Source organism: Pseudomonas nabeulensis (genome assembly GCF_004682045.1).
GTDB lineage: Bacteria > Pseudomonadota > Gammaproteobacteria > Pseudomonadales > Pseudomonadaceae > Aquipseudomonas > Aquipseudomonas nabeulensis.
In genome coordinates this window covers 1-23,130 of the sequence record NZ_QUZT01000087.1, presented here as the reverse complement: position 1 = coordinate 23,130, position 23,130 = coordinate 1, and the positions used below count along the sequence as shown (strand labels likewise).

Below are 23,130 nucleotides of genomic sequence, written 5' to 3'. Positions count from 1 at the left end.
GAAAGCCGCTCATCTGCTGTTTCCTTAACTGACTGGCATTAGGGCAAGCCCCCTCCCACATTTGGACCGAGTTGTTTTCAAGCAGCACTTGCCGTGGCTTGCTGCCCAGGAATGGCAGCAATCAATTCACGCGTGTAGTCACTGGCCGGTTGGTTGAAGATTCGCTCCACCGTCCCTTGCTCCACCACTTTGCCATTGCGCAGCACCAACACCTCATGGGCAAAGTTGGCCACCACTGACAGGTCGTGGGACACCAGCACATACGCAATACCCATCTCCCGCTGCAACTCTTCCAGCAGCTCAAGAATATGCGCCTGCACCGACACATCCAGCGCACTGACCGGTTCATCCAGCAACAACAGATCCGGTTTCAGTGCCAGCGCACGGGCGATGGCCACCCGTTGGCATTGGCCGCCGGACAACTCGCGCGGCAAGCGGTCCAGGAAACTCACCGGCAAATGCACACGGCTGATCAGTTCCCGTGCGGCGTGCTCCAGCGCCGGGCCTTTGAGCAAGCCGAACGACACCAGCGGTTCAACGATGCTGTCGAACACGGTAAAGCGCGGGTCGAGGGCGGCGAAGGGGTTCTGCTGCACCAGTTGCAGGCGCTGGCGCAGCGGACGGAAGTCGCGCCAGCTCAGGTGGGTGACATCCTGCTGTTCGAACCAGACCTGGCCGTGGGTGGGTTTTTCCAGGCCGAGGGCGATACGCAGTGCGGTGCTTTTGCCCGAGCCGGACTCGCCGACAATCGCCAGGGTCTGGCCGGGGTAGACCTCAAGGTTGAGGTTTTCCAGGGCCACGAAATGTTGCTCTTCACCCTTGAGCCTGGGCAGGGCAAACGTCTTGCCGACGTTTTTCAAACTCAATATCGGCTCTTCCATTGGATCAATCCGAATCAACGGTTCACGCCGCTTGGCGAAGGCCGGCGCGGCGGCAATCAGTGCGCGGGTGTAGTCATGGCGGGGTGCATTGAGGATTTGCTGAGGGGGACCTTGCTCCACCAGCTGACCTTGTTGCATCACCAGGATCCGGTCGGCGCGATCGGTGGCCACGCCCAGGTCATGGGTGATGATCAGCAGCGAGATGCCACGTTCACTGACCAGGCGCTGCAAGTGATCGAGGATCTTGCGCTGCACCGTCACGTCGAGGGCGCTGGTGGGTTCGTCGGCGATGATCAGCCGGGGGTTGCCCGCCAGGGCGATGGCGATCAGCACGCGCTGGCGCATGCCGCCGGAGAGCTCATGGGGGTACTGGCGGGCGCGCAGCACCGGCTTATCGATGCCCACCTGTTGCAGCAGCTCGACAATATCCGCGTCGACAGCGGCGTAGCGTTTGCCCTTGGCCAAAATCAGCGCCTCGGCAATTTGCTGGCCGATGCGCAGGGTAGGGTTGAGGCTGACCATTGGGTCTTGCGGCACCAGGCCAACGGTGCGGCCGCGTACGGCGCGCTTCTGGCGTTCGCTGGCGTGGGTCAGGTCGTGGCCGTCCACCCACAATTGGCCGGCGCTGATTTGCGCAGTCTCCGGCAGCAGGCCGAGGATCGCATTGGCCAGGGTGGATTTGCCCGAGCCGGACTCGCCGACAATCGCCACGGTCTCGCCCTGGGCAATGGCAAACGACAGCGCGCGAACCGCGTGATTGGCCTGCGCGCCGCAGCGATAGCTGACACTGAGTTGGCGAACATCGACTAAAGCGCTCATCGCTGAGTCTCCTCAAAGGTGCGGGCAATGTGGTTGAGGCTGAATACCACCGCCACCAGGAACAGGCCGGGCAGCAGCGACACCCATGGGGCGGTGATCAGAAAGTGGCGGCCATTGGCAATCAACGTGCCCCATTCGGCAGCTGGGGGCACCGCGCCAAAACCGAGAAAGCTCAACCCAGCGGTGGCGAGAATGGCCGCGCCAAAATCCAGGGTCGCCAATACCGCCACCGGGCCCCAGGCGTTGGGCAGGATGTGCAGCAGCAACGTACGCCCCCAGCTCGCACCGCCCAATCGGGCAGCCTCGACATAGGGCAAGGTCTTGACCCGCAGCACCTCCGCGCGGGTGGTGCGGGCAAATCCCGGAATGATGCCGACACCCACCGCGATCGCCACCGGCACGGTGCCGAAGCCAATTGCGGTGACAATCGCCAGGGCCAGCAGCACACCCGGCAGCGCCAGCAATACATCGACAAAGCGCATGATCACCGAGTCGATACGCCCACCGGCAAAGCCCGACACAATGCCCAGTCCCAGCCCGCCCAACAGGGCAATGCCCACCGCCAGCGAGGCCGCCAGCATCGACAGACTGGAGCCGTAGACCACGCGGGTAAACAGGTCGCGTCCCAGCTCGTCGGTGCCGAACCAGTGGGTCAGGTTCGGAGCGCGCAGCTTGTCGATGGGCGAGGTGGCATACGGGTCAAAGCTGGTCAGCAGGTGTGGCGCCACCGCCGCGATCAAGGCGAATAACACCAATAGCAGCGCCAGGCTGAAACCGGGCCGTCGCAACAACGGCAGCACCACCGCCGCGCCACGTTGCAGGCGGCTGCGACGACGCCATAGCGGCGGGCTGGCCGGGATCACCTTACCCGGCAGGTTTTGCTCAAGGATGGTCATGATCTAGGACACCTTTGGCGTATGGGAGATGCGTGGGTCGAACCAGGGATAGAGCAGGTCCACCAGCAGATTGACCAGCACAAACGCCGCCGCCGACACCGCGACAATGGCCAGCACCACCGGAATGTCCTGACGCAACACGGCTTCCTGGGCCAGCCGGCCAACGCCGTTGCGGGCGAAGATGGTTTCCACCAGTACCGCGCCGGACACCGTATTGCCCACTTGCAGGCCAATCAACGTGAGGATCGGCAGCGCGGCATTCTTGAACCCGTGCCGCGCCTGCACCTGGCCCCGGCTGAGGCCCTTGGCATAGGCGGTGATGATGTAGGACTCCTTCCACACCCCCTGGAAACTGCGTTGCAGCACCTGGGCGTACACCGCCGCACTCGGAATGGCCAGGGTCACCGCCGGCAGAATCAGGCTTTCAACGCCCTTGCTGCCGGTGGCCGGAAACCAGCCCAGGCCAAACGCGAACACCTGGATCAACAACAGCCCCATCCAGAACACCGGCACTGAAAAGCCCAGGGAGGGCAGGCGCGCCAGGGCTTTTTTGAAAGGCTGCCAGCGGATGTACGCGGTCAGGTAGGCCAGGCCAATGCCGCCGAGCAACGACAACACGATGGCCAGGCCGGCCAGGGACAGGGTTTGCGGCAGGCGTTCCAGCAGCAGCTCAGCCACGGGTCGGTTCTGCGACAGCGACTGGCCAAAGTCGCCCCGCACTGCGCCCCACAGCAGGCTGAAATATTGCTCGAACACGCCCTTGTCCAAACCGTAATAAGCCCGTGCCTTGGCCAGGTCTTCCACCGACAGCGAGTCGGCTTCCATGCCTGAGGCACTGAGCATCAGCGACAACGTGTCCCCCGGCAGCAAGTACAGGATGAAGTAGGTGATGCTATAGGCGCCCCACAACACCAGCAGCGCTTGCCCGACGCGGCCGATCAGGTAGCGGCTCATGGTGTGCCGATCTCGATATCACCCAGCAGCGCAAAGCCCTCGGCGGTCCAGCGGAAGTTCTTCACCTTGGGCGATGTCGCCGCCTGCCACACGCGCTCATACACCGGGAACGCCGAGCTCTCATCGATCAGCAGGTCTTGCAGGTCGCCGTAGGCCGCTGCGCGCTGCGAGCTTTGGGTGGCGGTGATGCCGGCATCGAACAACGCCTTGGCGTGGTCGAGGACCGCAGGTTCATAGGTGTTGGTAGCGACGGTGGAACTGTTGGCGCTGCGCGGATCGAGGATGGTTTGCAGGATGATCGGGTCGGCGCGGGTCATGTAGTTGAGGGTCAGGTCGTAGTTGCCGGCGGAGTTGTTGGCCACCCATTCGGCGCGGGTGACGACGCTGAGTTTCAAGTCGATGCCAACCTTGCGCAGTTGGTCCTGGATCAGCACGTCACCGGCGGTTTCGGCGGGGCTGATGTTGTAACTCAGGGTCAGGCGCTTGCCGTTTTTCTGCCGGTAACCGTCGGCACCCTTGGCCCAGCCGGCTAGATCCAACAGTTGCTCGGCGCCCGCCGGGTCGTAGGCGAGCTTGGCGGCCTGGCTCTTGGCGTAGGGCGTGGTCACATCGAACACCCCTTGCACCACCGGGAACTCGGCGTTGTACACGGTGCTGGCGTAGCTTTTGCGGTCGATGGATTTCTGCACCGCCAGGCGCACCTGTTTGTCAGCCAGTGCGCGCTCGCCACGGGTGTTGGGAAACAGGTTGAGTGACGGCCCCGGCAGCGAACGGCTCTGGATGGTCGCGCCCTTGGACTGGAACAGTTTCAGGTCCACCTCCGAGAACGGGTTGCGCGGCCACAGAATGTCGGCCTTGCCTTGCAGGAACAGGCCGTTGCGCACGCTCTCTTCGGGGATGTAGGTGACGTCCACGGCATCCAGGTGTGCTTCGCCCTGGTTTTTCATATTCGCCGAGGCCCAGGCGTAACCCTTGCGCTTGGTCAGGTGCGCGCCGACTTCCGGGGTGTAGCTTTCCAGCACGAACGGCCCGGTGCCGATGATCTTGCCCAGGGAGCGCTCCTTCACCGTCAAGGCATAGGAGGCGGGCGCCAGGATCGCCAGGTTGGTGGTGGACGTGGCCTGCAGGAAACCCGCATTGGGTTTGGACAGCACCAGCTTGACGGTGAAGTCGTCGACCACTTCGGCGTGGTCATAGCCGGCCAGGTACGTCGCGCCAAAGGTCGCCGGCAGCTCAGTGGCCAGGGCCTTGTCGCTGTCGAAGGCGGTTTTCACCGCCTTGGCGTCGAAGCGCTCGCCGTTGCTGAATGTCACGTCCTCGCGCAGGTGGAAGGTATAGGTCAGCGCGTCGTCGCTGACGTCCCAGCTTTTGGCCAGCCACGGGATGATCTTGCCGCTGTCCGGGTCCTGGTCGGTGAGGGACTCGGCGACGTTGCGCAACAGCACGCGGTGTTCCAGCCAATACACCTGGAACGGGTCGACGCTGACCAGGGTGGTGTTGTCGCCGAAGAACGCGATATTCAGGGTTTTGTTCGCCTGGGTGTCGTTACCCGGCGAGCACGCGGCCAGGCTCAAGGCCAGGGCGCAGGGGGCCAGCAGACGGCTCATCAAGTTGGAGGTATTCAATGGGTTGCCCTCGTATGGCGATGCGGGTGCGTGCAGGGTGTGGATCAGAAGTCGTAGGCCAGCTTGGTGTACCAGTAGCCGCCACCGGGATAGAACGGCGGGTTGCCGTAGGCCGCCAGGCCCAGGTTGCTGTACACCGCGTGTTTGTCGGGGCGCACGTCGAAGATGTTGGTGCCGCCGATGCTCACGGTCAGGCTGTCGACGAAGGTGTAGCTGATGTCCAGGTCGGTGATCCATTTGGCGCCGAAGCTGCGGTCGCCACTGGGGTTGACTGCCAGCGTCTTGACCGAGCCGTAGCGCGCGGTTTGCAGGTTCACTGCCAGGTCGGACACTTTCCAGTTCGCCCCCAGGATCCATTTGGTTTTCGGCGTGGCATCGGTGAGGTCGCCTTCGCGATCACGGCCCACCAGGGTCACACCGGTGTTGGCCAGCGCCGCCGGGGTATCGCGGGTGCCTTCGATGGTGGTCTTGTTCCAGTTGAAGCCCAGGCTCCAGCGCACTTCGCCGAAGGCATCCAGCGGGGTAGTGTGGTCGGCCACCACATCCAGGCCTTTGGTGCGGGTGTCGAACGCGTTGGTGTAATAGTTGACCCAGGTGCCGCTGGGCACGCCTTGGGCGGTGAGGATCGCGTTGATCGCGCCATTGCCACGGTCATAGATGTTGCTGGTCAGGGCGATGCGGTCGTCGATGTCGATCAGGTAGGCGTCGGCGGTGATGCTGGTGCGCGGCGCCGGTTGCCAGGTGAGGCCCAGGCCAAGGTTGCGCGACTTCTCCGGTTTGAGGTCATCGCCACCCAGGGCTTTGGCCAGGTTGCTGCCGGAAGGCGTCAGGCGGGTCACGGCGGGCACCACGTTGCCATTGGCATCCACCGCCACGCGGTTGTCGGCCACGGTATAGCCGATCTGGGTCAGGGACGGCGCACGGAAACCCGTGCCGACGGTGCCGCGTACGGCCACGGTGTCGGTCAGCTCATAACGCGAGTTCACTTTCAGGCCGAAGGTGTTGCCCGAGTCATCGTCGTAATGTTCGATGCGCCCGGCGAAATCGAGGAACCAGCGATCGGTCAGGTCAAAGCCCAAGTCGAGATAGCCCGCGTAGTTGTTGCGAATCAGGCTGACCTCATCTTCCGGTCGAATGGTCACCGCCGCCTGCGCGCCCGAAGCCGCTGGGTAAGTCCCGGTGATATACGCCTCGCGGTCACCGGCGAAGGTGCTGAAATGCTCCCAGCGATGTTCCAGGCCGGCCGATACCTGCACTGGCGACGTCAGGTTGAACAGGCTGTCGTAGCGGCGAGTGAAGTCGAGGTTGTTCACCCATTGCTCAAATCGAAAGGTCGCCAGGTTGTCGAACTTGGTCGGTGACGCCGTGCCCAGCGACGGGTTGATATTCAGGTCGCTGGAATGGTGCACATTGTTGCGCCCGTAGGTAGTGCTCAAATCCCAGTTCCACTCGGCCACCTGGCCCTTGCCGCCGAACAGCAATTGATAGTCGCGGTCCTTGATGTTGTTCAGCGGGAAGTAACCGTCGGGGAACACTTCGGGAACCGAGGCCGTACCGGTGGGCAGGCGGAAGTAGTTGGCGGCTTCGGCGTCGCGTTCGCCATAAGTGGAGAACGAATACAGCGTCAGGTCTTCCAGCGGCAATTCGGCGTTGTAGGCCAGGTTGAAGGCCTTGAGATCCGGGTCGCCGTTCTTGATCGCAACGCGGTCCCAGGCGGCTTCCTTGGCCGGGTCATTGAACGCCCGGACGCTGCTGTCGGCCTTGTCGTTCCATGAAGCGCTGCCGCGTTTGCGCGCGTCGGCGGAGAGGTGGAAGAAACCGCCCTGGCCCAGTTCAAAGCCTTGGTCACCGGCGACCTTGATGGTCTCGCCCTGGCCGGAAAACAGTTGGCCGTAGCTGGTTTCCAGGTGACCGCCGCTCTTGGTGTTCTTCAAGATGATATTGATCACACCGGCCACGGCATCCGAGCCGTACTGTGCGGCAGCGCTGTCTTTGAGCACTTCGATATGGTCCACGGCGCTGACCGGAATCAGGTCGATATCCACCGCGTTCGCACCGCTGTTATCGATGGAACCGCGCTGGCCGGTGGCACCGTTGTGGCGGCGCTTGCCGTTGACCAACACCAGCGTGTACGCCGGGCCCAGGCTGCGGTTGCTCAATGGCCGAGTGACCGAGTTGTAGCCGGCGATATTGGTGCCGAAGTTGAACGACGGCAGCAGCTTGGCAATCGCCTCGGACAGTTCCGCTCGGCCAGTCTTGAGCAGTTGGTCGCTGTTGATCACATCAATCGGTGCCGGGCTGTCAGCAACGGTGCGCTCCTGACCACGCAGGCCGGTGGAGATCACGGTAACGGTGTCGAGCTTGGCGTCTTCGGCGAAGGCGGGCGCAGTGGCCAGCAACAGCGAACTGGTGAGCAGGGACAGGTGAAACTTTTTCAGCGGTGCGGGGAGTGCAATGTCGGGCATGTGAGCATTAGTCCATTAAGCCTGGCACTGGCCCATGGTGTGGGTACAGATTCGAAAGCGGGTGTCTGAGTCGTTGGGGGTAGCCTGTGAAGTGAAGATATTCCTATAAAAAACCTGATGGAAAGTCTTTTTTGGAATAAGCTAATTATTAGAAATTGTTATTTTATGAAAGTATTAAATCATCTATTTTTATTTAATAAGACCCTTGTAGTGAGCGGGCTCCCCCCGCGCTGGCTGGCGAAGCCGCCCTGAACCCAGGCACCACGATGCTCCAGTCAGGCCTAGGTATCTGGATTTGGGGTCGCCAAACTGCCAGCCCCCGTACAGGCGCTGGTGACGAAGCACATCAACGAGGCCGGGGTGAACATGCGTGCCGACCTGCGAACGATGCAGCAGGACGTCATCGAAGTGCTCAGTAGCAAAAAATTGATCGTGAGCAGCGTTGCCCCCGAGGCGTTCCGTCAGAAGCTGCGGGAGGCGGGTTATTACTCGCAGTGGCGCGAGACGTTCGGCGAGGCGCCGTGGGCGTTGCTGGAGAAGATAAGCGGATCGTTGGCTTGATCATTCTGGCTGCTTGTTAATGGGGCGCACTGCGCCTGGCGCCCCCTGTTGATGCACGTCATCTCTCCCTTCAACACTCTCGTGAGCGCTGATGGCGCCGTTACGCACCAGAGGGGCTTGTCTTGGCAGGATTGTTAGCGTGCTTACGGGTTGGCCTGGACCTTGCTATTAAATTGCCATCTTAATGTCGCAGTGGGTGAAATGAATGTCGCTATTAAGTCATTCGATGCAATTGTCCACGGGTGAAAAGCGCTGGTTACCTTGGTTCGGCAAGACGGGGAAAATCACGATGGGCTGGTCGTGCTGGCTCAATCAGTCTGCTTATCCGGTCATTGAACAAACCTTCGAAGCGATCACTGAAACCCGTTTGCAACTGTTGCAAAACTGGAGCCGCGAGCAATGGGAGCATCTGACGGAGTTGGGAGAGCACCTGGGTCGTGATTTTGCCCAGCTCGAGCGCTCGTTATTGAAGGACAAACTGATACAAGCAGAAGACTTCTCGGAGTTGTTCGTCGTCGATGTCAGCGGCAACGTCCTCGTTTCTACCTGGGATCAGCGCGACACTGCCCGGCCCGCGCAATCCCGCGCATTGGCAGAAGGATTGAAGGCGCCGTTTCTCCATGGCCCCTATATCGACCCGCTGACCTTGCAAATCGGCCCGTCTTCTTCCCGCTTCCACGACGAAGTGACGCTGATGTTCTACCAGCCCCTGCACGTCGACGGCAAAGTACTGGGTTGCCTGTGTGGTCGTGTGCCTAACGATGTGTTGGGCGATCTCATCCAACGTGAGGCCGGGCACATTTTCGCCGAGTCGGGCGATAACTATCTTTTCATGGCGCAGTCGCTGTTTGATCCCGGCATCGATAAGGGCACGGCCTTATCGCGCTCACGTTTTGAGGACGGAACATTCACCCATGGTGAAAATCTGAAAAGTGGTGTGCATACCCGCTGGAAAACGGTGCAGATCCAGCAACATACAGAACTGGAGCTGCGTTTTACCGATCCGGCGACGCAGCAGTTGCACCCTGGCGTACGCGAGACCATCCGCAAGGGCTCCAACCTGTTCGTGACCTATCCCGGTTATTCGGACTACCGACACGTTCCTGTGGTCGGCAAAGGGGTGACCTTTCAACTGCCTGGGTCACCCGACCGCTGGGGCATGATGTGCGAAGCCGATCTGGAAGAGGTCTATCGGCGACGCTCCCTCAGTCATGGCCTGATGAAACCTTACCTGGCGACCATGACCGGACTCTTTGCCTGTAATTTCATGGTTCAGCATTACAGTGGTCTGGCCCAGGGAGTGATCGATGCCATCGAAGTGTTGAGCATGCTCTGCGCCACGGTGCTGTTCAGCCTGCTCGGCCCCAAGCGGTTGGCGGCGAGGCTGAATGAGATGACGAGTGTGATCAGGGCGATCGCCGAGGGCGAGGGTAATCTTCGCCAGCGGCTGGACGCCACGCGAATGGCCAACGATGAAACAGGTGACATGGGACGTTGGATCAACAGCTTCATTGATCACCTGGACTCCGTGGTCGGGCAAGTGGTGAAGGCCAGCCACACTGTCGGCACCACCAATCAGATGATGCTCGGGCGTAGCCAGGATGCGAGTGTGACGTCCATTGAAGTCGCCGACGCAGTACATCGCATGATGATTATCGTCGAGGATCAACTGGGTGAGATTCAGCAGGCGTCTGACAGCGCGGAAAACATGAAACAGGTGATGGATGAAGTCGTCACCCGTGCCCGCGAGCAATTTCTTGTGGTGCAAGAAGGAACCCAGTCCATTCGCAATGTCGTCGAACGCTCGACATCGAGCGTGCAACTGCTCGACACCAGGATGACGCAGATCGGCAACATCACCGGTGTGATCAGCGACATCACCAACCAGACCAATCTGCTGGCACTCAATGCGGCCATTGAGGCCGCACGAGCGGGTGAGCATGGACGGGGTTTTGCGGTGGTCGCCGACGAGGTACGCAGTCTCGCCTCACGCACCTCACGGGCTGCGGACGATATCAGGCAAATGATCGAGGGCTTGCAGAGCGAAACGCAAAAAGCCGTGAGCTTCATGGCGGAAGGCGTCAAGGACGTGGATAACAGCCTGCGTCTTGCTGAAGATGCATCCTCGGAAAACGTACAACTGCATCAAGCCGTGGAAAGTATGTTTGCGATTATTCAGCAACTCAACAAACGTAGCCTCGATTACGGCAAGACGATCAAGAAGGTCGACCAATCCTCCACCGAAATGCGCCAGACGGTGGTGGTGCTGCAAAACAGCGCTGAAACCGTGCGGCTCAATGCAAATAAACTGCAAAAACTAGTGGGGCAATTCGAGGTGAGCAGTGGCCTTGAGCGAGTGGCGGTTGCTTGAGTCTTTATCTTGCATTCGCTGGGGCGGTTCAGGGCCTTTTTCAGAGGCTATCCGGGTCCCCGAAAAACATTTTGACATGGCTCTAGAACAGTAGTTTCAGATTGAAAAAATCGAATTGTGCCCCCAGTTATGCCCCCAATTGCACAGGGTGTACGAGCGATCGCGAATGGCGATTTCTGACATGGATCTGGCTGGCCGTGGCTGGTATTCAGTGCGCCTCCGTATACTGGATTACCAACCCGAATCTGGCAAACTTTTGGTCGTTAGATGAGTCGATATCCTCAATCGGAGTTGTCTGGGCTGTCTTTCTGTACATGTCCTGAAATCGGGATCGTGAGATGCTCATGCTCTGCGAGATGTTGCAATGGCGCTGGTCGCCAGGGAGATCGATACGCGTGTCCATCGACAACTGGAGCGTAATGCCAAGCGCCTAGCCACGGAAAACGCTTAAGAGGGGGTTGTTCAGCATTCAATGTGGTACGCAACGCTGAGCATCGTGCCTCTGATTATGGGGCTCAATAGTCCGGTCGGCCCCAGAACCTCTCGCTTCAACGGGCCACGGAGTCGGATGGCAGCGAGGGCGCTCATGTTGCATATAGATGAGGGCGCCTTACCTTTGCTGTTCATTGCCAGCTAAGCCTTTGAGCTAGGTCGGTCATCAGTCGTTGGGCAAGTGCAGTTGTCCTTCCATGGCCTCATGAAGGAGTCGGACGACCTCGATCACGTCGGCGCTTGCTACACGATAAAACACGACATGGCGTGGGCTTTTGACCGCCCCATGGGGCTGTTTGGCCTGCTGGCGTGAATAGATGAGGTGATAGCTGCGAAGGCCCGGTACCAGCTCATCGCGTTCATAGCTGCCAATGCGATAAGGCGTGTCGGCGATCGCTTGCAGCGCCGCGAGGATCAGCGCCTGGTAGCGCTGGCGTGCTTGATCGCCGAACTGCGCTTGGGAGAGCCTGAGGATGTCGACAATGTCGGCCCGCGCCGCGTTGGAAATCCGATACTGCGGCATGTTCAGCGTTTCTCGCGCGCGGGGAGGGTGGCCTCCAGGCTCAGGCCCTCGAGGTAGTGCTCCAGACCCCGTTCGTTCAACTGAGTAAAGCGCCCTTGCTCAAGGTCCATGATGCCGATAGAGGTCGCCAGACGCAGGGCCTCAATTTTGGCGGTGTCTTCGGCGACACGCTGTTCCAATAGTCGCAAACCTTCCCGCATCACTTCGCTGGCATTCTGATAACGGCCAGACTGCACAAGGTCTTGGATAACCTGTTCCTGGTGTGAGGTAAGCACAACGTTTCGCGTCGCCATCATCAGCTCCAACTCTGAGCAAACATGTTTTTTCGATCGTTGGCATATTATGCCAGTTTATGTGTTGGCGTCATCCTAATCACACTGCGATTTATCGGGCTGGCGAGTTGGAGGGCTGATCATCTGCCAGGGCCGGCGCTTCGCAGTCGAGGAGATTAGCGGTGAAGAGTACGCCCCAGTTCGCTCAGTTGGTGGATAGCCAGGAAGATGTCACGGTGTTTGCCGTAGAGGTCTTCGGACAGGTCGAGCAGGAGTGTGCTGACGCTGGTGAAGATTTCGTAGCTGTTGGTGATGAGGGGGTCGTAGCTGGCGTTGAGGGCGACGATGAAGAGGGTGGCTGAATCGTTAGCCGTGGTTAAGTTCCTTGCTTGGGCCACTTTCCCATCGTTACTAAACAATAGGGGCGGTAGCTGTACGCAGGTTTATAGACCGGTGGAACCTAACAAACCCGGGGCGTGCGAGGGCGCCCTACGCATAGTCACGATTAAAAACAGACGTGAGCGTCTGATGGATGAAGCGTGTCACTTGTTAGGTCTAAAGGTGAGCTACTAGACCCGATTACTGGACAATTCAGCGACCGAACTAACTTAGATACGGCCACCCCAGCGCACAAGCCGGCTGATTCTGAGGAAGGCGTAGGCAATGGAGCAAGGTGCGGCGGGGGGATCGGATTTTGCCTTGAGGCGTTGCGTGATCGTTTGGGGTTTTCGCGAGCAAGCTCGCGCCTACAGGCGTGAGATGTCGGGGGGACGTATGCATAGCGCCAGGTCAGCGCCTTTCCAGCCAGGCAAGCCTGAGCGTTTCATTTGCCCTAGTCGGTTACGAGGCCCATGGTAGCTCCCTTCAGCCACCGATATCCTGAGGCAACGCCAAGTAGAACGATCAGGCACCAAAATATACTTGCGAGCGTCTGCTTCTGGCCGAAGCACCGCCTCCGATTCAGGCGTCTTTGACCCCGTTGGGTAACATCAGCAGGCAAGCATCAGCAACGGCATGGGCAAACGGGGCGAAGTCCTCGGTATTAGCGGCTATGATGTGATCAGTCGCGTGGAATGATTTCTACAGCCTGGAAAAACTGGCCGCGCTTATTTCGGTCGGCGGGTTCCATACGTCGCAGCGCTTCAAGGCCTTGAACACTGGTTGCCCTGTCTACCTGGCCATGCACTCGATCGATGGTTTGGCTGTGCTGGAGGGCGATGAGTATCGTCAGAAGGGCGGTGGGAGCTTCGCACGTTGGCAGCAGCACATCACCGGTTGGCATTGCAATCTTTACTACGACCTTGAGCGTGCACCTGCCATCGGTGAATGCGAGAATTTGATTGTGAGCGCAATCGGTCCCGAGCCTCTCATCGAGATGGGGTTCACGCCTGAGCCGATGTGGGCCGTCGCATTGGAGAAATGTCCTGAAAACAGGTGGCTGGCGAAGCTGGATAGCTCCACCAGTGTCGGTTTGGGTGCGCTTGCCAAGAACGTGCAACTTTATGCTCCGATGACCGTGCAATTGACGAGTCACGGTACTGCGGACGCAGGGACAGAGTCATACCTAACCTGACGAAGCCTAGCCGGTGCCAGGTAGCGCTCTCCCAGCAACCCAGGCGCTGTGATTCTGGGCGCTACTGGCTGGCTATGAAGCCATAGGCCTGCGTGGCCGTTCTTGATCGGTTTGGGACATTGCGAGTCGTGGTGGCGTATCCGATCAAGGATGAGCGGCGATACCCAGCATTTGCATCACTTCTTTGGACCCGGCCAGCACTCATCCTGTAGTTGAGCTTTCTTTTGTTCATGGGCTTCTTTTCAAAAAGTCCTTTCATAATTGAGATGGCAACATTGCCCTTCGTGGCATGCGGCCATCATTGGCGCATTCGTAGTAACGATGTGGCATACATCGGAAAATGCACAAGGTTGAACGACGTCCGTTCATGGTTTGGCTAAATTTATTAGACAGGTATGGGGGGCGGACAAACACCAAAACGTCAAACAGTACGGAGGAACGAGCGATGATTTCTCTCCTCGAGTTACGTCATATCATCGAGACAGCATTTCTGCCCACGCAGTGTGTCTGCACAATCGACGCGGATAACCGGCTTATGGTCCAGCTGATCAACCCAGTTACCCAAGTAGAGGAACTGACGGTTGCAGGAATCGATCCTGTTGACCTGTCCTCCAGTCGCGCGATAGCGAAGTTTGTAGTTGAGATCAAGGAAGAGGCAAGACTGCGGCGCGACGCGTCTGTGCGGTCTTATCGACGCGGTTAGCCTGGGCGGAGGGATAGAAAGGGGCCCGCATGTGCGGGCCTGGGTCGTGGGTATCCGAGAACAGCCAGCCACGCCATGTGAGCAAGACCCTTTCGGCAGAGTCATAATAAATCCAAGGGGGTCAACCACCTGGACATGTTCGAAGTCTCCCGTGATTATTTTCCACTCTATGAGGTCGCGCAGGCCTATCAAACTATCAGCGGCATTGTCAGCCAGGGAGACGGAGGACTCGGCGCAACGACCGAGAGCTGAGATATTTCGTTCTTGAGAAGGGCCGAGTGTTCCTGAATAAGCATGGCTGAGGCCTGCAGGCTGTACATCGAAGATGCCTGGGGTGATCCAATGGTTCAGTCATACGTTCATCCAGATTGTCTTAGTAGAGACAAGAAGCCCGGCGCTGGCCGGGCTTTGCAACCTATGATTGTTATCGGGGTTGTGCCACACCTTCAAGAACTGTAGCGGATGCGTTTTGAGATCTAGCGCTGGCAATATTACCTAGGGAAACCACGCCCACTAGTCGCTTCTCACGACTGAGCACAGGTAAGCGACGAAGTTGAATGTCGGCCATATTTTGAGCTACATGGTCAACTTCTTCATCCTCGAAGCAATACCGGATGTCTCCGCTCATAATTTCACTGACAGGGGTATCCGAAGCCAAATCCTTCGCGACGCCTCTAAGGGCGATGTCTCGGTCAGTAACCATGCCAATTAGGCGATCTTGATCTTCGATCAAAATGGCGCCGCTATCGATACTCTCCATCAGTCGTGCTGCGTACTTGATTGTATCGGTAGATTTAACTGTTCGTACGCCAGTTGTCATTACCTCTGAAATTTTCATAGAGAAATCCTCTTTCGGGACGGTGAAATGGGAAGCTCTCCCAATCTCTTCCGACTGTTTGAGGCGGACGGGGGTTCAGACTGGATCATGCCATCTGTCGGCGCAGATAAAACGAAGCGGTACCGGTCGTCCAAGCACCGCTGGGATAGCTGGTGTGATTGATTTGCTTCAGAAACAAAAGCCGGGCGCTAGGTTAGCTTAGCGATTGTAAATCCGTAATGGTCGAACGTGCCGCGCTGGCACGCTAGAAAGCGGCTCTTATATCCGGTTTTTCGTAGCTGTCGATCCATCCATAGCGAGTTTGCTAATACTCTGGAAGTTGTTTCAGCTTTGCACTTATACATCGTCCATCCGGATGCATCGAGCATCTGACGCAAAAATCACCTCAACAGTTCGACTATACGTCCCAGCAGAAGCACGCCAATTTGTGTTGTAGAGCCTGTTCAAGTCTCGACGTATTTGCAGCATCACATTTTATTTTTCGGCCGTGATGGATGTAGATTGGATTGATCCGGCATTAATGGCGCAAAGCTCTGCAGCTAGGCGGGCACACTCAAGCACCTTCCTCGGGTGCGCCCGCTTTCGCTTTGTTAGTCGGCGTTTGAAATTGTCTACATAACCTGCAAGCTGATCCTGAACCTAGGAAACTTTGACGTGCTCGAAATTCGCGGGTTTTATATTCTAGCGAACTATTTGATAGTTTTACGGAAAAATGCTTCAAGTCTGCGCCCCATAAGTTGAGTGAGGCCGCAGCCTCTTTCAAGTTGCGGCGCAGTTGCTGGGTTTGGCGAGAGTGGACATCCCGCCAATCCGGGGTGATTGTTTGGATACGGGATCAAGCTAACTCAGGCTGAGTGCATGCTCAACGAGTTACGGCATCACAGCCGAAGGTGATTACGGATTGGTCTGCTGCGGCGTGTCAGATGCAGGCCCACAGGTTCAAAATGTCCAGCCAGTAGACTACTAGCGTAGGTCCGGGATCTGATATCCAACGCATTTTACGCAGAAGTAAGAAGTGACCGGGCAGTGCACGTTGACATCTGCCCGGTCTCCTTTCCACACACATCGCTCCTGTAAGGCCAGCCACCACGTGCACTGCATAAGTGCTCGGCAAGAGACGTATCAATAACTCATGTGGCGTAATTATCTTATACATTTCTGCCTTTATTATGGCATCTGAATTTCGCCCTCGTGTTAAACGAGGGAGGCGTTTAGAAGGCTTCCCTTCTATTAATTCGTATCGGCACCGTGAGCCTCGGACAGCGTCTTGGCATGCTCCAGATGAATCTTCAGTTTAGGAAGTGTTTCAGTGGCAAACGCTTTAATTTCAGCGTCCTTGCCCTCAGAGACTTCTTTCTCGAAGAGTGCAATCGTGGCCTCATGCGCCTTAACCTGATTGTTGGCATAGGCTTGATCGAAAGATTTAGCACTGCGCAGTTCCAAGATTGCCGCCTTAGCCTTATCCATCAACTCCGCGCTGTCTGACACTTTTAAGTTCTTCGCGTCTGCTATGGATTTTAGCTTTGCATTGGCCGCCGTGTGATCTTGGACCATCATCTCGGCAAAGCTCTTAACATCGGTGGCACTGCCTTTTTCTTGGGCGAGCTTGCCAGCCTCGACTTCAGCGACCCCCTTGGCGGAAGCTTCTTCCACAAAGTCATCATCCTGAGCTGCGAATGCACCTTGGGTGGCTACGCTGACAAATAGGGTAAGTGCGCAAGTTTTTAGTACGTTTGCCATGTTAATTTCCTCTTCATAGTTTGATGGACAGTAGCGCCCATAAACTTATGAGCGACAGCTCCGGTTTACGTTCAACGTTTCTTACGGAACGCGGCAAATAAGGTATCGCTAGCGGAACGCAGCTCGCGTCATGATGAAAAATCTGAGGTATGTATCCGCCCAAGTCATCCACCCAACCCCGCAAAGCCCGGCTAGCGAAGTCGCGCTCCCTACTCGCCCATACGGATGCACTACTATCCACCCAGCGTTTTTGTGTAGTTCTTCCGTAGTGCAGGACAGCGACGGCGACTCGATGGCCAGTTTGAAAAAGTTACGGATAAGAGGCGTTTCAAACCATTGACAGCCCGTCTTCTATGCATGCTGGTGGCCGAGATCTGAGCCGCTTGGGTCATGCTTCGGCAGCTCCAATGAGGCTCACCGATGCGTGGTTGAGTGACCTGCTCAAGGACATGGTGCACAGCGTCAAGTACGAATTTGGCTTGCGGTCCCGACTTGCTTTATCGAGCAAACCGTCGAGCCGCGGATCTTGGAAACGCCGACACCATACGTGATCACAAGGATCGAAAATCTAGGCAACCGAGTGATCTTTACCCGCGTGCAGCCTTGGGCTGCCAACAGAATCATCTTAGCCGCGCGGCGATTTTTTGGTTGTTCACCGACGCGTCTCTAAATGTGGGATGACACAGAACGTGTAGCCAAGGTCGCAGGAGTTAAGTCGAGAGAAGCACATAGAGGAGGTTCGACACAAAGTCATTTAATCACGCAGATTTAGGACGGCGGTAAAAAGCCACAGCGGAATATGCGGAAAAAGTCATCGACTCGGTCAGTGACACTCGTAGGTGGAGACTGCCCCTAGGGTAGAGCGGGTGACAGCTTTCTGGTATATCCGTTCATCGCCGTGCTTGAACCGTTTAATAGCTCTCGCCTCTACTGTTAACATTGTGGAGATGTTCATTATGTATGAAGACAGAAAAGCACAAGCGTTGACGACCTGGTACGAGCTCCTTGAGCACCCTGAGGTTCGAATGAGCGCTCCTGAACAGTATGACGAATTACTGCGCCTTGCAGAGGAGTATTGCGAGGAAGGGTTTATCACCCGTGAAGATCGTAGACGGATGATTGAGAAGGCTACTGCAAACTATAGGCTGGCAGTGGAGGGTCTAGGCCAAGGTACTTAACGTCATTTCGGGCGCGATCGTGTCGCACGCACGTACCCGTGGAAGATTGCGCAGTCGCGTCTTTTTGACTTTCGCCTCGCAAGCTGAAATTTCGCTCAGCTCCTTGACAGGATTGTTCTTTGCAAAACGAAGGTCTTTGACTGAATCTAGTAACCGGTAAGAGACTAGACCTTCAAGGGGGGATCATGAGGCGGAGAAAATTTGCCTGCCGAGGGCTTAAGTTTTTCCTGAAGGCTCCTAGCCGTTTGCTCTTGCCTGAGCACCTCCGGTAACTCGTCTGCGGCGAATTTTCTTCAGCTCTGGATTTTCGGGGACAGCGTCTCTTTCAGGAATAGAACACTTTCTGTTCAAGAGACCCTGCCTCACCATCGACATAATTGCGATCAAAGGAACCGTCCTGCGATTTAAGACGCATCTGCTTTGCTTCGCCTAGTAGAGAGAGCTCTGTGTGTAAGTCCATGCGCATTCTGTCACCAAGCGCCTTGAGCTTATCCTGTAGCTGCGCGTTGTTGCCGATCGTCCGATGCGAAGTCTTTTATTCTGTATATCTGCCATCTGGCTCTTATCCAAAGCCACTTTCGCGCTTTCGGATCTGGAGTACGCACTATTGGAGGCATCCTCCAGAAAGGCATTCAGGGTCACAGCTTGTACCACTGACCCAAAGACTGAAATCTATGTAAAAACCACTTCGCTCTGACCGGGTTCATTCTCAACGTCCTCTCCGCACGAAATTCAGGGCTGTTGATAATGCCCTGGAACATTGTCGCTTTCGTCAGGTTTGATTCTTTTTTGAACCTGTACATCAGTCATGGAGGCGCCCTTCAGTTCAGGAAAGGTTTGTTTGACCAGCGCTTCTGCTTCAACGGGCGCAAGGGTTTCGCTGTCATGCTCCAGCGTCCGGCTTTGTGGCTGATTGCCGAGAATGAAGCTGATGATGAATCGTGGTTTATCAAACATGGGAGCTTCCTTTTGAAGTCATTAATAAGCGAACTATCGCCGCATTGTTTGACGTTATTGATCTGCGGGCCCAGGCGTAACGCGCGCTCCGATCTGACTATCGGAATCTTCTCGACTTACCCGCTGGTCGTCCGTCAAGCCGATGCCTTCGTCTACGGTATGTAGCTGTTCATCCGGAGGGACGTCCAAGGGCTGAACAGAACGATTGTGTTTTTTTTCAGACATGCATTCACCGTGTGTACGTGATTTTCGAGCTAGCTGCCAAGCTGTGCCTCAAAAGAGTGACGACCTTAGAGGAAGGTTGTTCCTTTGACTTGATGAACGGTTTGCACACCATCGCCTCGGTCTTCGTACCACCATCTATGCTCTCTGCAAATGGTTTTGCTTCACCGTCTACGACTTGATTTACTGGCCCGCGCCATCTAGATACGGTTATTTAAATTTGTTATTTGCTGTAACGTGGCGACACATCTAATCGACCTTTAGCGTAAGTCTCAGGTGGATCCGATATGGGTTTCCAGATACCGCGGTCCCACACAATGACGTCGCCAGCACCGTACTGCCCTTCCGGTATCGTGCCTTCAAAGGTTGCGTAGTCGAGAGGGTGGTCTTCGACATGCACGGCCAGGCGTTTGGATTTTGGATCGAGCGACGGCCCCTTGGGTACCGCCCAGCTTTTGAGGGTACCGTCGAGCTCTAGGCGAAAGTCGTAGTGCAGCCGTGTTGCGTCGTGCTTCTGGATGCAAAACTGCAGCGCAACCGGTTCAACGGTTTTATTCTTTGCTGCCTTAGGCTTTATTGCGGCGCCCGATGGCTCTGAGGTCGCGTCGAAATCACGCTTACGATTGTACTGATCAAGGGTGTTAGTGGTGTGTATTGCTGCTTGCGCGTCGCTTGCGTTTCACTTTGACTTCCTTTTTGACTTGGTTTGTCGGGGTGAGATCTCAATCCATGTCGGGGCGTGATCACTGGCGTGCTCTTCGCCCCGAACCCATGCGTCCACGCCGGCGTCTTTCAAGTGGGGAGCAAGCACCGGGTTCAGCAGAAGATGGTCGATGCGCAAGCCAGAGTTCTTCTGCCAGTGCTGACGGAAATAGTCCCAGAACGTGTACACACGCTCTTCCGGATACAGGTGCCTCACCGAGTCAATCCAACCTTGGCTCAACAACCTTTGAAAGCACTCGCGGCTCTCAGGCTGAAGGAGTGCATCCTTGAGCCACGAGCGGGTGTTGTAAATATCAAAGTCGGTGGGCACAACGTTGTAGTCACCCGCGAGGACAACCGGGTGTTCGCTGGCTTGTAGTGTTTCGGCATGCGCTATCAGATGCTCAAACCACTTGAGCTTGTAATCAAATTTAGGCCCGGGTTGCGGATTTCCATTTGGAAGATACAGGCACCCGACGATCACACCATGGACAGCTGCTTCCAGGTATCGAGACTGCGTGTCGTCTTCAGTACCAGGCAGGCCTTTATGAATCAGGAGCGGTTCGGAATCGCGCGCAAGAATGGCCACTCCGTTCCAGGCGGCTTGGCCATGGTGCAGTGAGCCGTAGCCGGCCGCCTCTAGATCGCCTGCGGGAAAAGCTTTGTCCTGTGCCTTCAACTCCTGAAGGCATACGATGTCCGGGCGCTCTTTTTCAAGCCAATGCAGAAGGTTGGGCAGGCGCGCGCCTATGCCGTTGACGTTAAATGTGGCGATCTTGAGGTTTTGCATTACCTCTATCCTTCTATGTACCTGAGTCGTCTCATCCGATTAGTTAAGGGGGATGAGTGCTAAATTCATTCTGAAAGCACTGCAGTAGGACGCGGTTGTACAAAACATCGCTGCAGCTCAGTAGATTTTTGATCTCTTTCTTTTGGAACTGGCGGGGTGATTGAACGTTCAAGAAATGTAGCTGTGAACAATTGATGGGAAGTATCGCAAATGCTAGCCGGAGGCATAGTCATGACCCTGAACCAGCTCCTATTGTTTCTCCCCTCTGCCTTGATCGTTGCCTCGTCGCCTGGGGCGAACAAACTATTGGCATTCGCCAATGGGAGCAGGGAAGGGTTGAGGCCCGCAATCCTCGCCTTGGTAGGTCGGTGTTTAGCGTTCGTGCTCCTCGTCGGAATAGTCATTAGCGGGTTAGGGGCGGTACTCGAAGCATCCGAAACTGCTTTCCAGATCATCAAGTGGGCAGGGGTTCTTTACCTCGCCTTTCTCGGTATGAAAATGATGATGGGTGGCGAAAGATCCGAAAGTAAGGAGCCAAGTACCGTCGGCCTCGCCGGAACCTATAGCTTGGGGCGTCGTGAGTTCATCACGGCGATGATGAAACCGAAGGCCATCCTTCTCTTCACAGCGTTCGTCCCTCAGTTTGTCGTGGCTGATTCAAGTGTCTCGATAACCAACCAACTGCTTATTCTCAGTGCTATCTACATATCCGTTGAACTCATGGCTGCCACCGGTTGGGCGCTGGCGGGCAGCATTGTCCGATCCCTTCACGCTACGGCCAGGCAGCTCGCGATCTGCAATCACATAACGGGTGTCACCCTGTTGGGAGCGGCGGTGATATTAGCAACCGCCAGACGCACTTAGCGCTGGTCTTCCAACAGCTCGCCTGAGCGGCTATTCGTTTGGGCACCCTCTTTTGCCTCACCGGCAGAAGAGGGCATGCCCTTATTCGGTCGGCGACTCTGTAGCTATGTAATCGGGAACTTTAGGGAGCGCGTACCGGCGTGTTTGGTTTGCGCCTGGCACCGCCTTTGCGGGTAGTGCATCCAGTTTTTGAGGTTGGCCAGTCGCCAACGCTCGTTCTACGGCGAGCAGCACTCGAACGTCCCTGAAGCCTTCTTCCCCGCCTGGTTCTGGCATTGAGTCGCTCAAAATGCAATCTGAGAAGTACGCCGTCTCGCCTGCAAACTGATCGAGAACAGGATGCGAGTGCTCTTTAGTCTGGTCACCGACAGTAGCGCGGTAGGTAATACCCACACCCTCGCCGTAACCGAAACAGGGAGAGGCTTCGATTTCGCCCTTGGTGCCAATGAGCTGGAAACGCTCGCTGCTTGGAAGGGTGTAGCTGATGGTGAACTGTGCCATGCGATCTCCAGAAAACCTAAGGCACACGCTTACCGTATCGGGGGTTCCCAGTGTGCTGTCGGGTGCGGTCGTGCCCACCGCGCTGACCTCGATGGGCTCCTCACCCAAGAGCTGTCGCACCATATTCAGCGGGTACGGCCCCATATCGAGTACAGGGCCTGCTGCAAAGCCGTTCTGCATCCGATGGTTGGTTGGTTTGACCGTCTGTGTGAATGTCGACGTGAACAGGCGGGGTTGTCCGAAGTCTCCGGCATGCACGCGCTCGATCATTTCGAGGGTGCCTGGCTCAGAATGCAGGCGGTAAGCAATCATGAACTTTGCATTCGAGCGATGCGCCGCTGCCTGCATTGCCTTGCAATCATCCTCATTGGAGGCCATGGGCTTTTCCAACAGCACATGTATGCCTGCTTCCAGGGCGGGCACTACAAATTCGCGGTGCATGAAGTTGGGCGTTGCGACATAGACGGCATCGATCTCACCGGACGCCAACAATTCGCCGTATTGCGTGTAGCTGTAGCTTTTCAGGGCGTAGCGTTTGGCTAGCTTGTCTGCCTTGATTGGATCGCCCGTTACCAGGGCTGTCAGGATGGAATTCTCGGTCTGTCCAACCCCTGGCATAAAGGCGCCTTGGGATATCGATCCGCCCCCGACCACTGCGTAACGAATTTTGCCGTTCAAATCGGGCATGTGAGCCTCCTTGTGCTTAGGCAATCAACGTGTCGCCTGCTAGATGTCGTCCATGTCGATCACCAAAGAGTTCCATTTAGATAGAGGCGAAAGCGGGCAAGAATCTCATCCGCTCAGTTCAGAATGAGGGCGAACCTCAAGCTCATGTGGGGCATCGGTATCGGACGGCTCGAAATTGCCCTGATCACTTTTACCTAGAGAACTGTACTGGTCACGAAGCTTTCTGAGCTCTTTTGAACTCATGCTTTCTAAGCAGAGACTCGCGTTTTGTGCCTCCTTGGTGGCTCGAATCAGCTCGTCAATTTTGAGATGCAAAATGTCATTGTCGCGATTTTGCGTATTTTGGATAAGAAATACCATCAGGAACGTGATGATGGTCGTCGACGTGTTGATGATGAGTTGCCACGTGTCGTTGTAATGGAAGTACGGCCCTGTGATCCCCCAGACGCCTATCAAAACGATAGCCAAAAGAAAGGTTTTTGAGCTGCCTGCCCAGTTGGAAAGTGCTTGGCAGAA

18 protein-coding genes and 2 pseudogenes are annotated in these 23,130 nt (G+C 56.7%); 5 read left to right on the top strand and 15 right to left on the bottom strand.

Translation table 11 applies throughout. The annotated features are described in order from the left end of the window. Positions 1–77: 77 nt before the first annotated feature. From DYL61_RS28510 to DYL61_RS28490, 5 genes are all read right to left on the bottom strand, one after another. Positions 78–1,700 (bottom strand): dipeptide ABC transporter ATP-binding protein, encoded by a 1,623-nt coding sequence (locus DYL61_RS28510; protein ID WP_135311133.1) that lies wholly within the window; start codon positions 1,698–1,700, stop codon positions 78–80. Beyond that, on the bottom strand, positions 1,697–2,596 hold the full coding sequence (locus DYL61_RS28505) for an ABC transporter permease (RefSeq protein ID WP_105697295.1): 900 nt from the start codon (positions 2,594–2,596) through the stop codon (positions 1,697–1,699). The genes DYL61_RS28510 and DYL61_RS28505 overlap by 4 nt, the downstream gene beginning before the upstream one ends. Positions 2,597–2,599: 3 nt before the next feature. Further along, positions 2,600–3,550, bottom strand: a complete 951-nt coding sequence (locus tag DYL61_RS28500) for an ABC transporter permease (protein ID WP_135311132.1) — start codon at positions 3,548–3,550, stop codon at positions 2,600–2,602. Further along, the gene (locus tag DYL61_RS28495; RefSeq protein WP_167498009.1) at positions 3,547–5,157 is read right to left on the bottom strand and encodes an ABC transporter substrate-binding protein; all 1,611 of its coding nucleotides are present in this window, start codon (positions 5,155–5,157) and stop codon (positions 3,547–3,549) included. Before DYL61_RS28495 ends, DYL61_RS28500 begins: the two co-directional genes overlap by 4 nt. A gap of 62 nt (positions 5,158–5,219) precedes the next feature. After that, positions 5,220–7,640 carry a TonB-dependent receptor plug domain-containing protein gene (locus DYL61_RS28490; protein WP_135311130.1) on the bottom strand — a complete coding sequence of 807 codons (2,421 nt, stop codon included), beginning with the start codon at positions 7,638–7,640 and terminating at the stop codon, positions 5,220–5,222. A 366-nt stretch (positions 7,641–8,006) separates the two neighbouring features. Here DYL61_RS28490 and DYL61_RS28485 point away from each other — a divergent pair, with 366 nt between their 5' ends. Next, entirely contained in the window at positions 8,007–8,201 is a 195-nt protein-coding gene (locus DYL61_RS28485) for a hypothetical protein (RefSeq protein ID WP_135311129.1), read from the top strand. A 205-nt stretch (positions 8,202–8,406) separates the two neighbouring features. After that, entirely contained in the window at positions 8,407–10,572 is a 2,166-nt protein-coding gene (locus DYL61_RS28480) for a methyl-accepting chemotaxis protein (RefSeq protein ID WP_135311128.1), read from the top strand. 658 nt (positions 10,573–11,230) lie between these two features. On the opposite strand, the gene DYL61_RS28470 is transcribed toward DYL61_RS28480, so the two are convergent. From DYL61_RS28470 to DYL61_RS28460, 3 genes and pseudogenes are all read right to left on the bottom strand, one after another. Next, entirely contained in the window at positions 11,231–11,587 is a 357-nt protein-coding gene (locus tag DYL61_RS28470; protein ID WP_027616367.1) for a type II toxin-antitoxin system RelE/ParE family toxin, read from the bottom strand. Between the two features lie 2 nt (positions 11,588–11,589). Beyond that, positions 11,590–11,880 carry a type II toxin-antitoxin system ParD family antitoxin gene (locus DYL61_RS28465; RefSeq protein WP_027616368.1) on the bottom strand — a complete coding sequence of 97 codons (291 nt, stop codon included), beginning with the start codon at positions 11,878–11,880 and terminating at the stop codon, positions 11,590–11,592. A gap of 91 nt (positions 11,881–11,971) precedes the next feature. Continuing rightward, a pseudogene (locus tag DYL61_RS28460) lies at positions 11,972–12,257 on the bottom strand (DUF6124 family protein). Positions 12,258–13,039: 782 nt separating this feature from the next. Here DYL61_RS28460 and DYL61_RS28450 point away from each other — a divergent pair. Beyond that, positions 13,040–13,432 carry a hypothetical protein gene (locus DYL61_RS28450; protein WP_238704618.1) on the top strand — a complete coding sequence of 131 codons (393 nt, stop codon included), beginning with the start codon at positions 13,040–13,042 and terminating at the stop codon, positions 13,430–13,432. A gap of 340 nt (positions 13,433–13,772) precedes the next feature. Continuing rightward, positions 13,773–14,135 carry a DUF1652 domain-containing protein gene (locus DYL61_RS28445; RefSeq protein WP_319003944.1) on the top strand — a complete coding sequence of 121 codons (363 nt, stop codon included), beginning with the start codon at positions 13,773–13,775 and terminating at the stop codon, positions 14,133–14,135. 424 nt (positions 14,136–14,559) lie between these two features. Here the strand turns inward: DYL61_RS28445 and DYL61_RS28440 are convergent, their stop codons facing one another. The 5 genes and pseudogenes from DYL61_RS28440 to xth all read right to left on the bottom strand — a co-directional run bounded on the left by DYL61_RS28440 (position 14,560) and on the right by xth (position 20,562). After that, positions 14,560–14,973 carry a CBS domain-containing protein gene (locus DYL61_RS28440; RefSeq protein WP_027616370.1) on the bottom strand — a complete coding sequence of 138 codons (414 nt, stop codon included), beginning with the start codon at positions 14,971–14,973 and terminating at the stop codon, positions 14,560–14,562. 1,230 nt (positions 14,974–16,203) lie between these two features. Next, positions 16,204–16,713 (bottom strand): DUF4142 domain-containing protein, encoded by a 510-nt coding sequence (locus DYL61_RS28435; RefSeq protein WP_027616371.1) that lies wholly within the window; start codon positions 16,711–16,713, stop codon positions 16,204–16,206. A 1,910-nt stretch (positions 16,714–18,623) separates the two neighbouring features. Further along, on the bottom strand, positions 18,624–18,848 hold the full coding sequence (locus DYL61_RS28425) for a hypothetical protein (protein WP_054069327.1): 225 nt from the start codon (positions 18,846–18,848) through the stop codon (positions 18,624–18,626). 472 nt (positions 18,849–19,320) lie between these two features. Then, positions 19,321–19,725: pseudogene (locus tag DYL61_RS28420) on the bottom strand (DNA polymerase ligase N-terminal domain-containing protein); the annotation flags it as partial. A gap of 24 nt (positions 19,726–19,749) precedes the next feature. Next, entirely contained in the window at positions 19,750–20,562 is an 813-nt protein-coding gene (gene xth, locus DYL61_RS28415) for an exodeoxyribonuclease III (protein WP_135311126.1), read from the bottom strand. 231 nt (positions 20,563–20,793) lie between these two features. Between xth and DYL61_RS28410 the strand changes: the two genes are divergently transcribed. Next, positions 20,794–21,426: a LysE family translocator gene (locus DYL61_RS28410; RefSeq protein ID WP_135311125.1), complete on the top strand. Its 633-nt coding sequence runs from the start codon at positions 20,794–20,796 to the stop codon at positions 21,424–21,426. 81 nt (positions 21,427–21,507) lie between these two features. On the opposite strand, the gene DYL61_RS28405 is transcribed toward DYL61_RS28410, so the two are convergent. Together DYL61_RS28405 and DYL61_RS28400 are read right to left on the bottom strand one after the other, a co-directional pair. Further along, on the bottom strand, positions 21,508–22,614 hold the full coding sequence (locus DYL61_RS28405; protein ID WP_135311124.1) for a Gfo/Idh/MocA family protein: 1,107 nt from the start codon (positions 22,612–22,614) through the stop codon (positions 21,508–21,510). 105 nt (positions 22,615–22,719) lie between these two features. Further along, positions 22,720–23,130: low affinity iron permease family protein (locus tag DYL61_RS28400; RefSeq protein ID WP_135311123.1), on the bottom strand; the 411-nt coding region annotated here is incomplete at its 5' end.

What these genes read in the sequence shown, in the direction of transcription:
- DYL61_RS28495 (WP_167498009.1), bottom strand. Translation starts at nt 5,157, where the DNA reads ATGAGCCGTCTGCTGGCCCCCTGCGCCCTGGCCTTGAGCCTGGCCGCG.
- DYL61_RS28480 (WP_135311128.1), top strand. Translation starts at nt 8,407, where the DNA reads ATGTCGCTATTAAGTCATTCGATGCAATTGTCCACGGGTGAAAAGCGC.
- DYL61_RS28435 (WP_027616371.1), bottom strand. Translation starts at nt 16,713, where the DNA reads ATGGCAAACGTACTAAAAACTTGCGCACTTACCCTATTTGTCAGCGTA.
- DYL61_RS28470 (WP_027616367.1), bottom strand. Translation starts at nt 11,587, where the DNA reads ATGCCGCAGTATCGGATTTCCAACGCGGCGCGGGCCGACATTGTCGAC.
- DYL61_RS28450 (WP_238704618.1), top strand. Translation starts at nt 13,040, where the DNA reads ATGCACTCGATCGATGGTTTGGCTGTGCTGGAGGGCGATGAGTATCGT.
- DYL61_RS28410 (WP_135311125.1), top strand. Translation starts at nt 20,794, where the DNA reads ATGACCCTGAACCAGCTCCTATTGTTTCTCCCCTCTGCCTTGATCGTT.
- DYL61_RS28505 (WP_105697295.1), bottom strand. Translation starts at nt 2,596, where the DNA reads ATGACCATCCTTGAGCAAAACCTGCCGGGTAAGGTGATCCCGGCCAGC.
- xth (WP_135311126.1), bottom strand. Translation starts at nt 20,562, where the DNA reads ATGCAAAACCTCAAGATCGCCACATTTAACGTCAACGGCATAGGCGCG.
- DYL61_RS28485 (WP_135311129.1), top strand. Translation starts at nt 8,007, where the DNA reads ATGCGTGCCGACCTGCGAACGATGCAGCAGGACGTCATCGAAGTGCTC.
- DYL61_RS28440 (WP_027616370.1), bottom strand. Translation starts at nt 14,973, where the DNA reads ATGAAAATTTCAGAGGTAATGACAACTGGCGTACGAACAGTTAAATCT.
- DYL61_RS28445 (WP_319003944.1), top strand. Translation starts at nt 13,773, where the DNA reads ATGCACAAGGTTGAACGACGTCCGTTCATGGTTTGGCTAAATTTATTA.
- DYL61_RS28425 (WP_054069327.1), bottom strand. Translation starts at nt 18,848, where the DNA reads ATGTTTGATAAACCACGATTCATCATCAGCTTCATTCTCGGCAATCAG.
- DYL61_RS28510 (WP_135311133.1), bottom strand. Translation starts at nt 1,700, where the DNA reads ATGAGCGCTTTAGTCGATGTTCGCCAACTCAGTGTCAGCTATCGCTGC.
- DYL61_RS28490 (WP_135311130.1), bottom strand. Translation starts at nt 7,640, where the DNA reads ATGCCCGACATTGCACTCCCCGCACCGCTGAAAAAGTTTCACCTGTCC.
- DYL61_RS28405 (WP_135311124.1), bottom strand. Translation starts at nt 22,614, where the DNA reads ATGCCCGATTTGAACGGCAAAATTCGTTACGCAGTGGTCGGGGGCGGA.
- DYL61_RS28465 (WP_027616368.1), bottom strand. Translation starts at nt 11,880, where the DNA reads ATGGCGACGCGAAACGTTGTGCTTACCTCACACCAGGAACAGGTTATC.
- DYL61_RS28500 (WP_135311132.1), bottom strand. Translation starts at nt 3,550, where the DNA reads ATGAGCCGCTACCTGATCGGCCGCGTCGGGCAAGCGCTGCTGGTGTTG.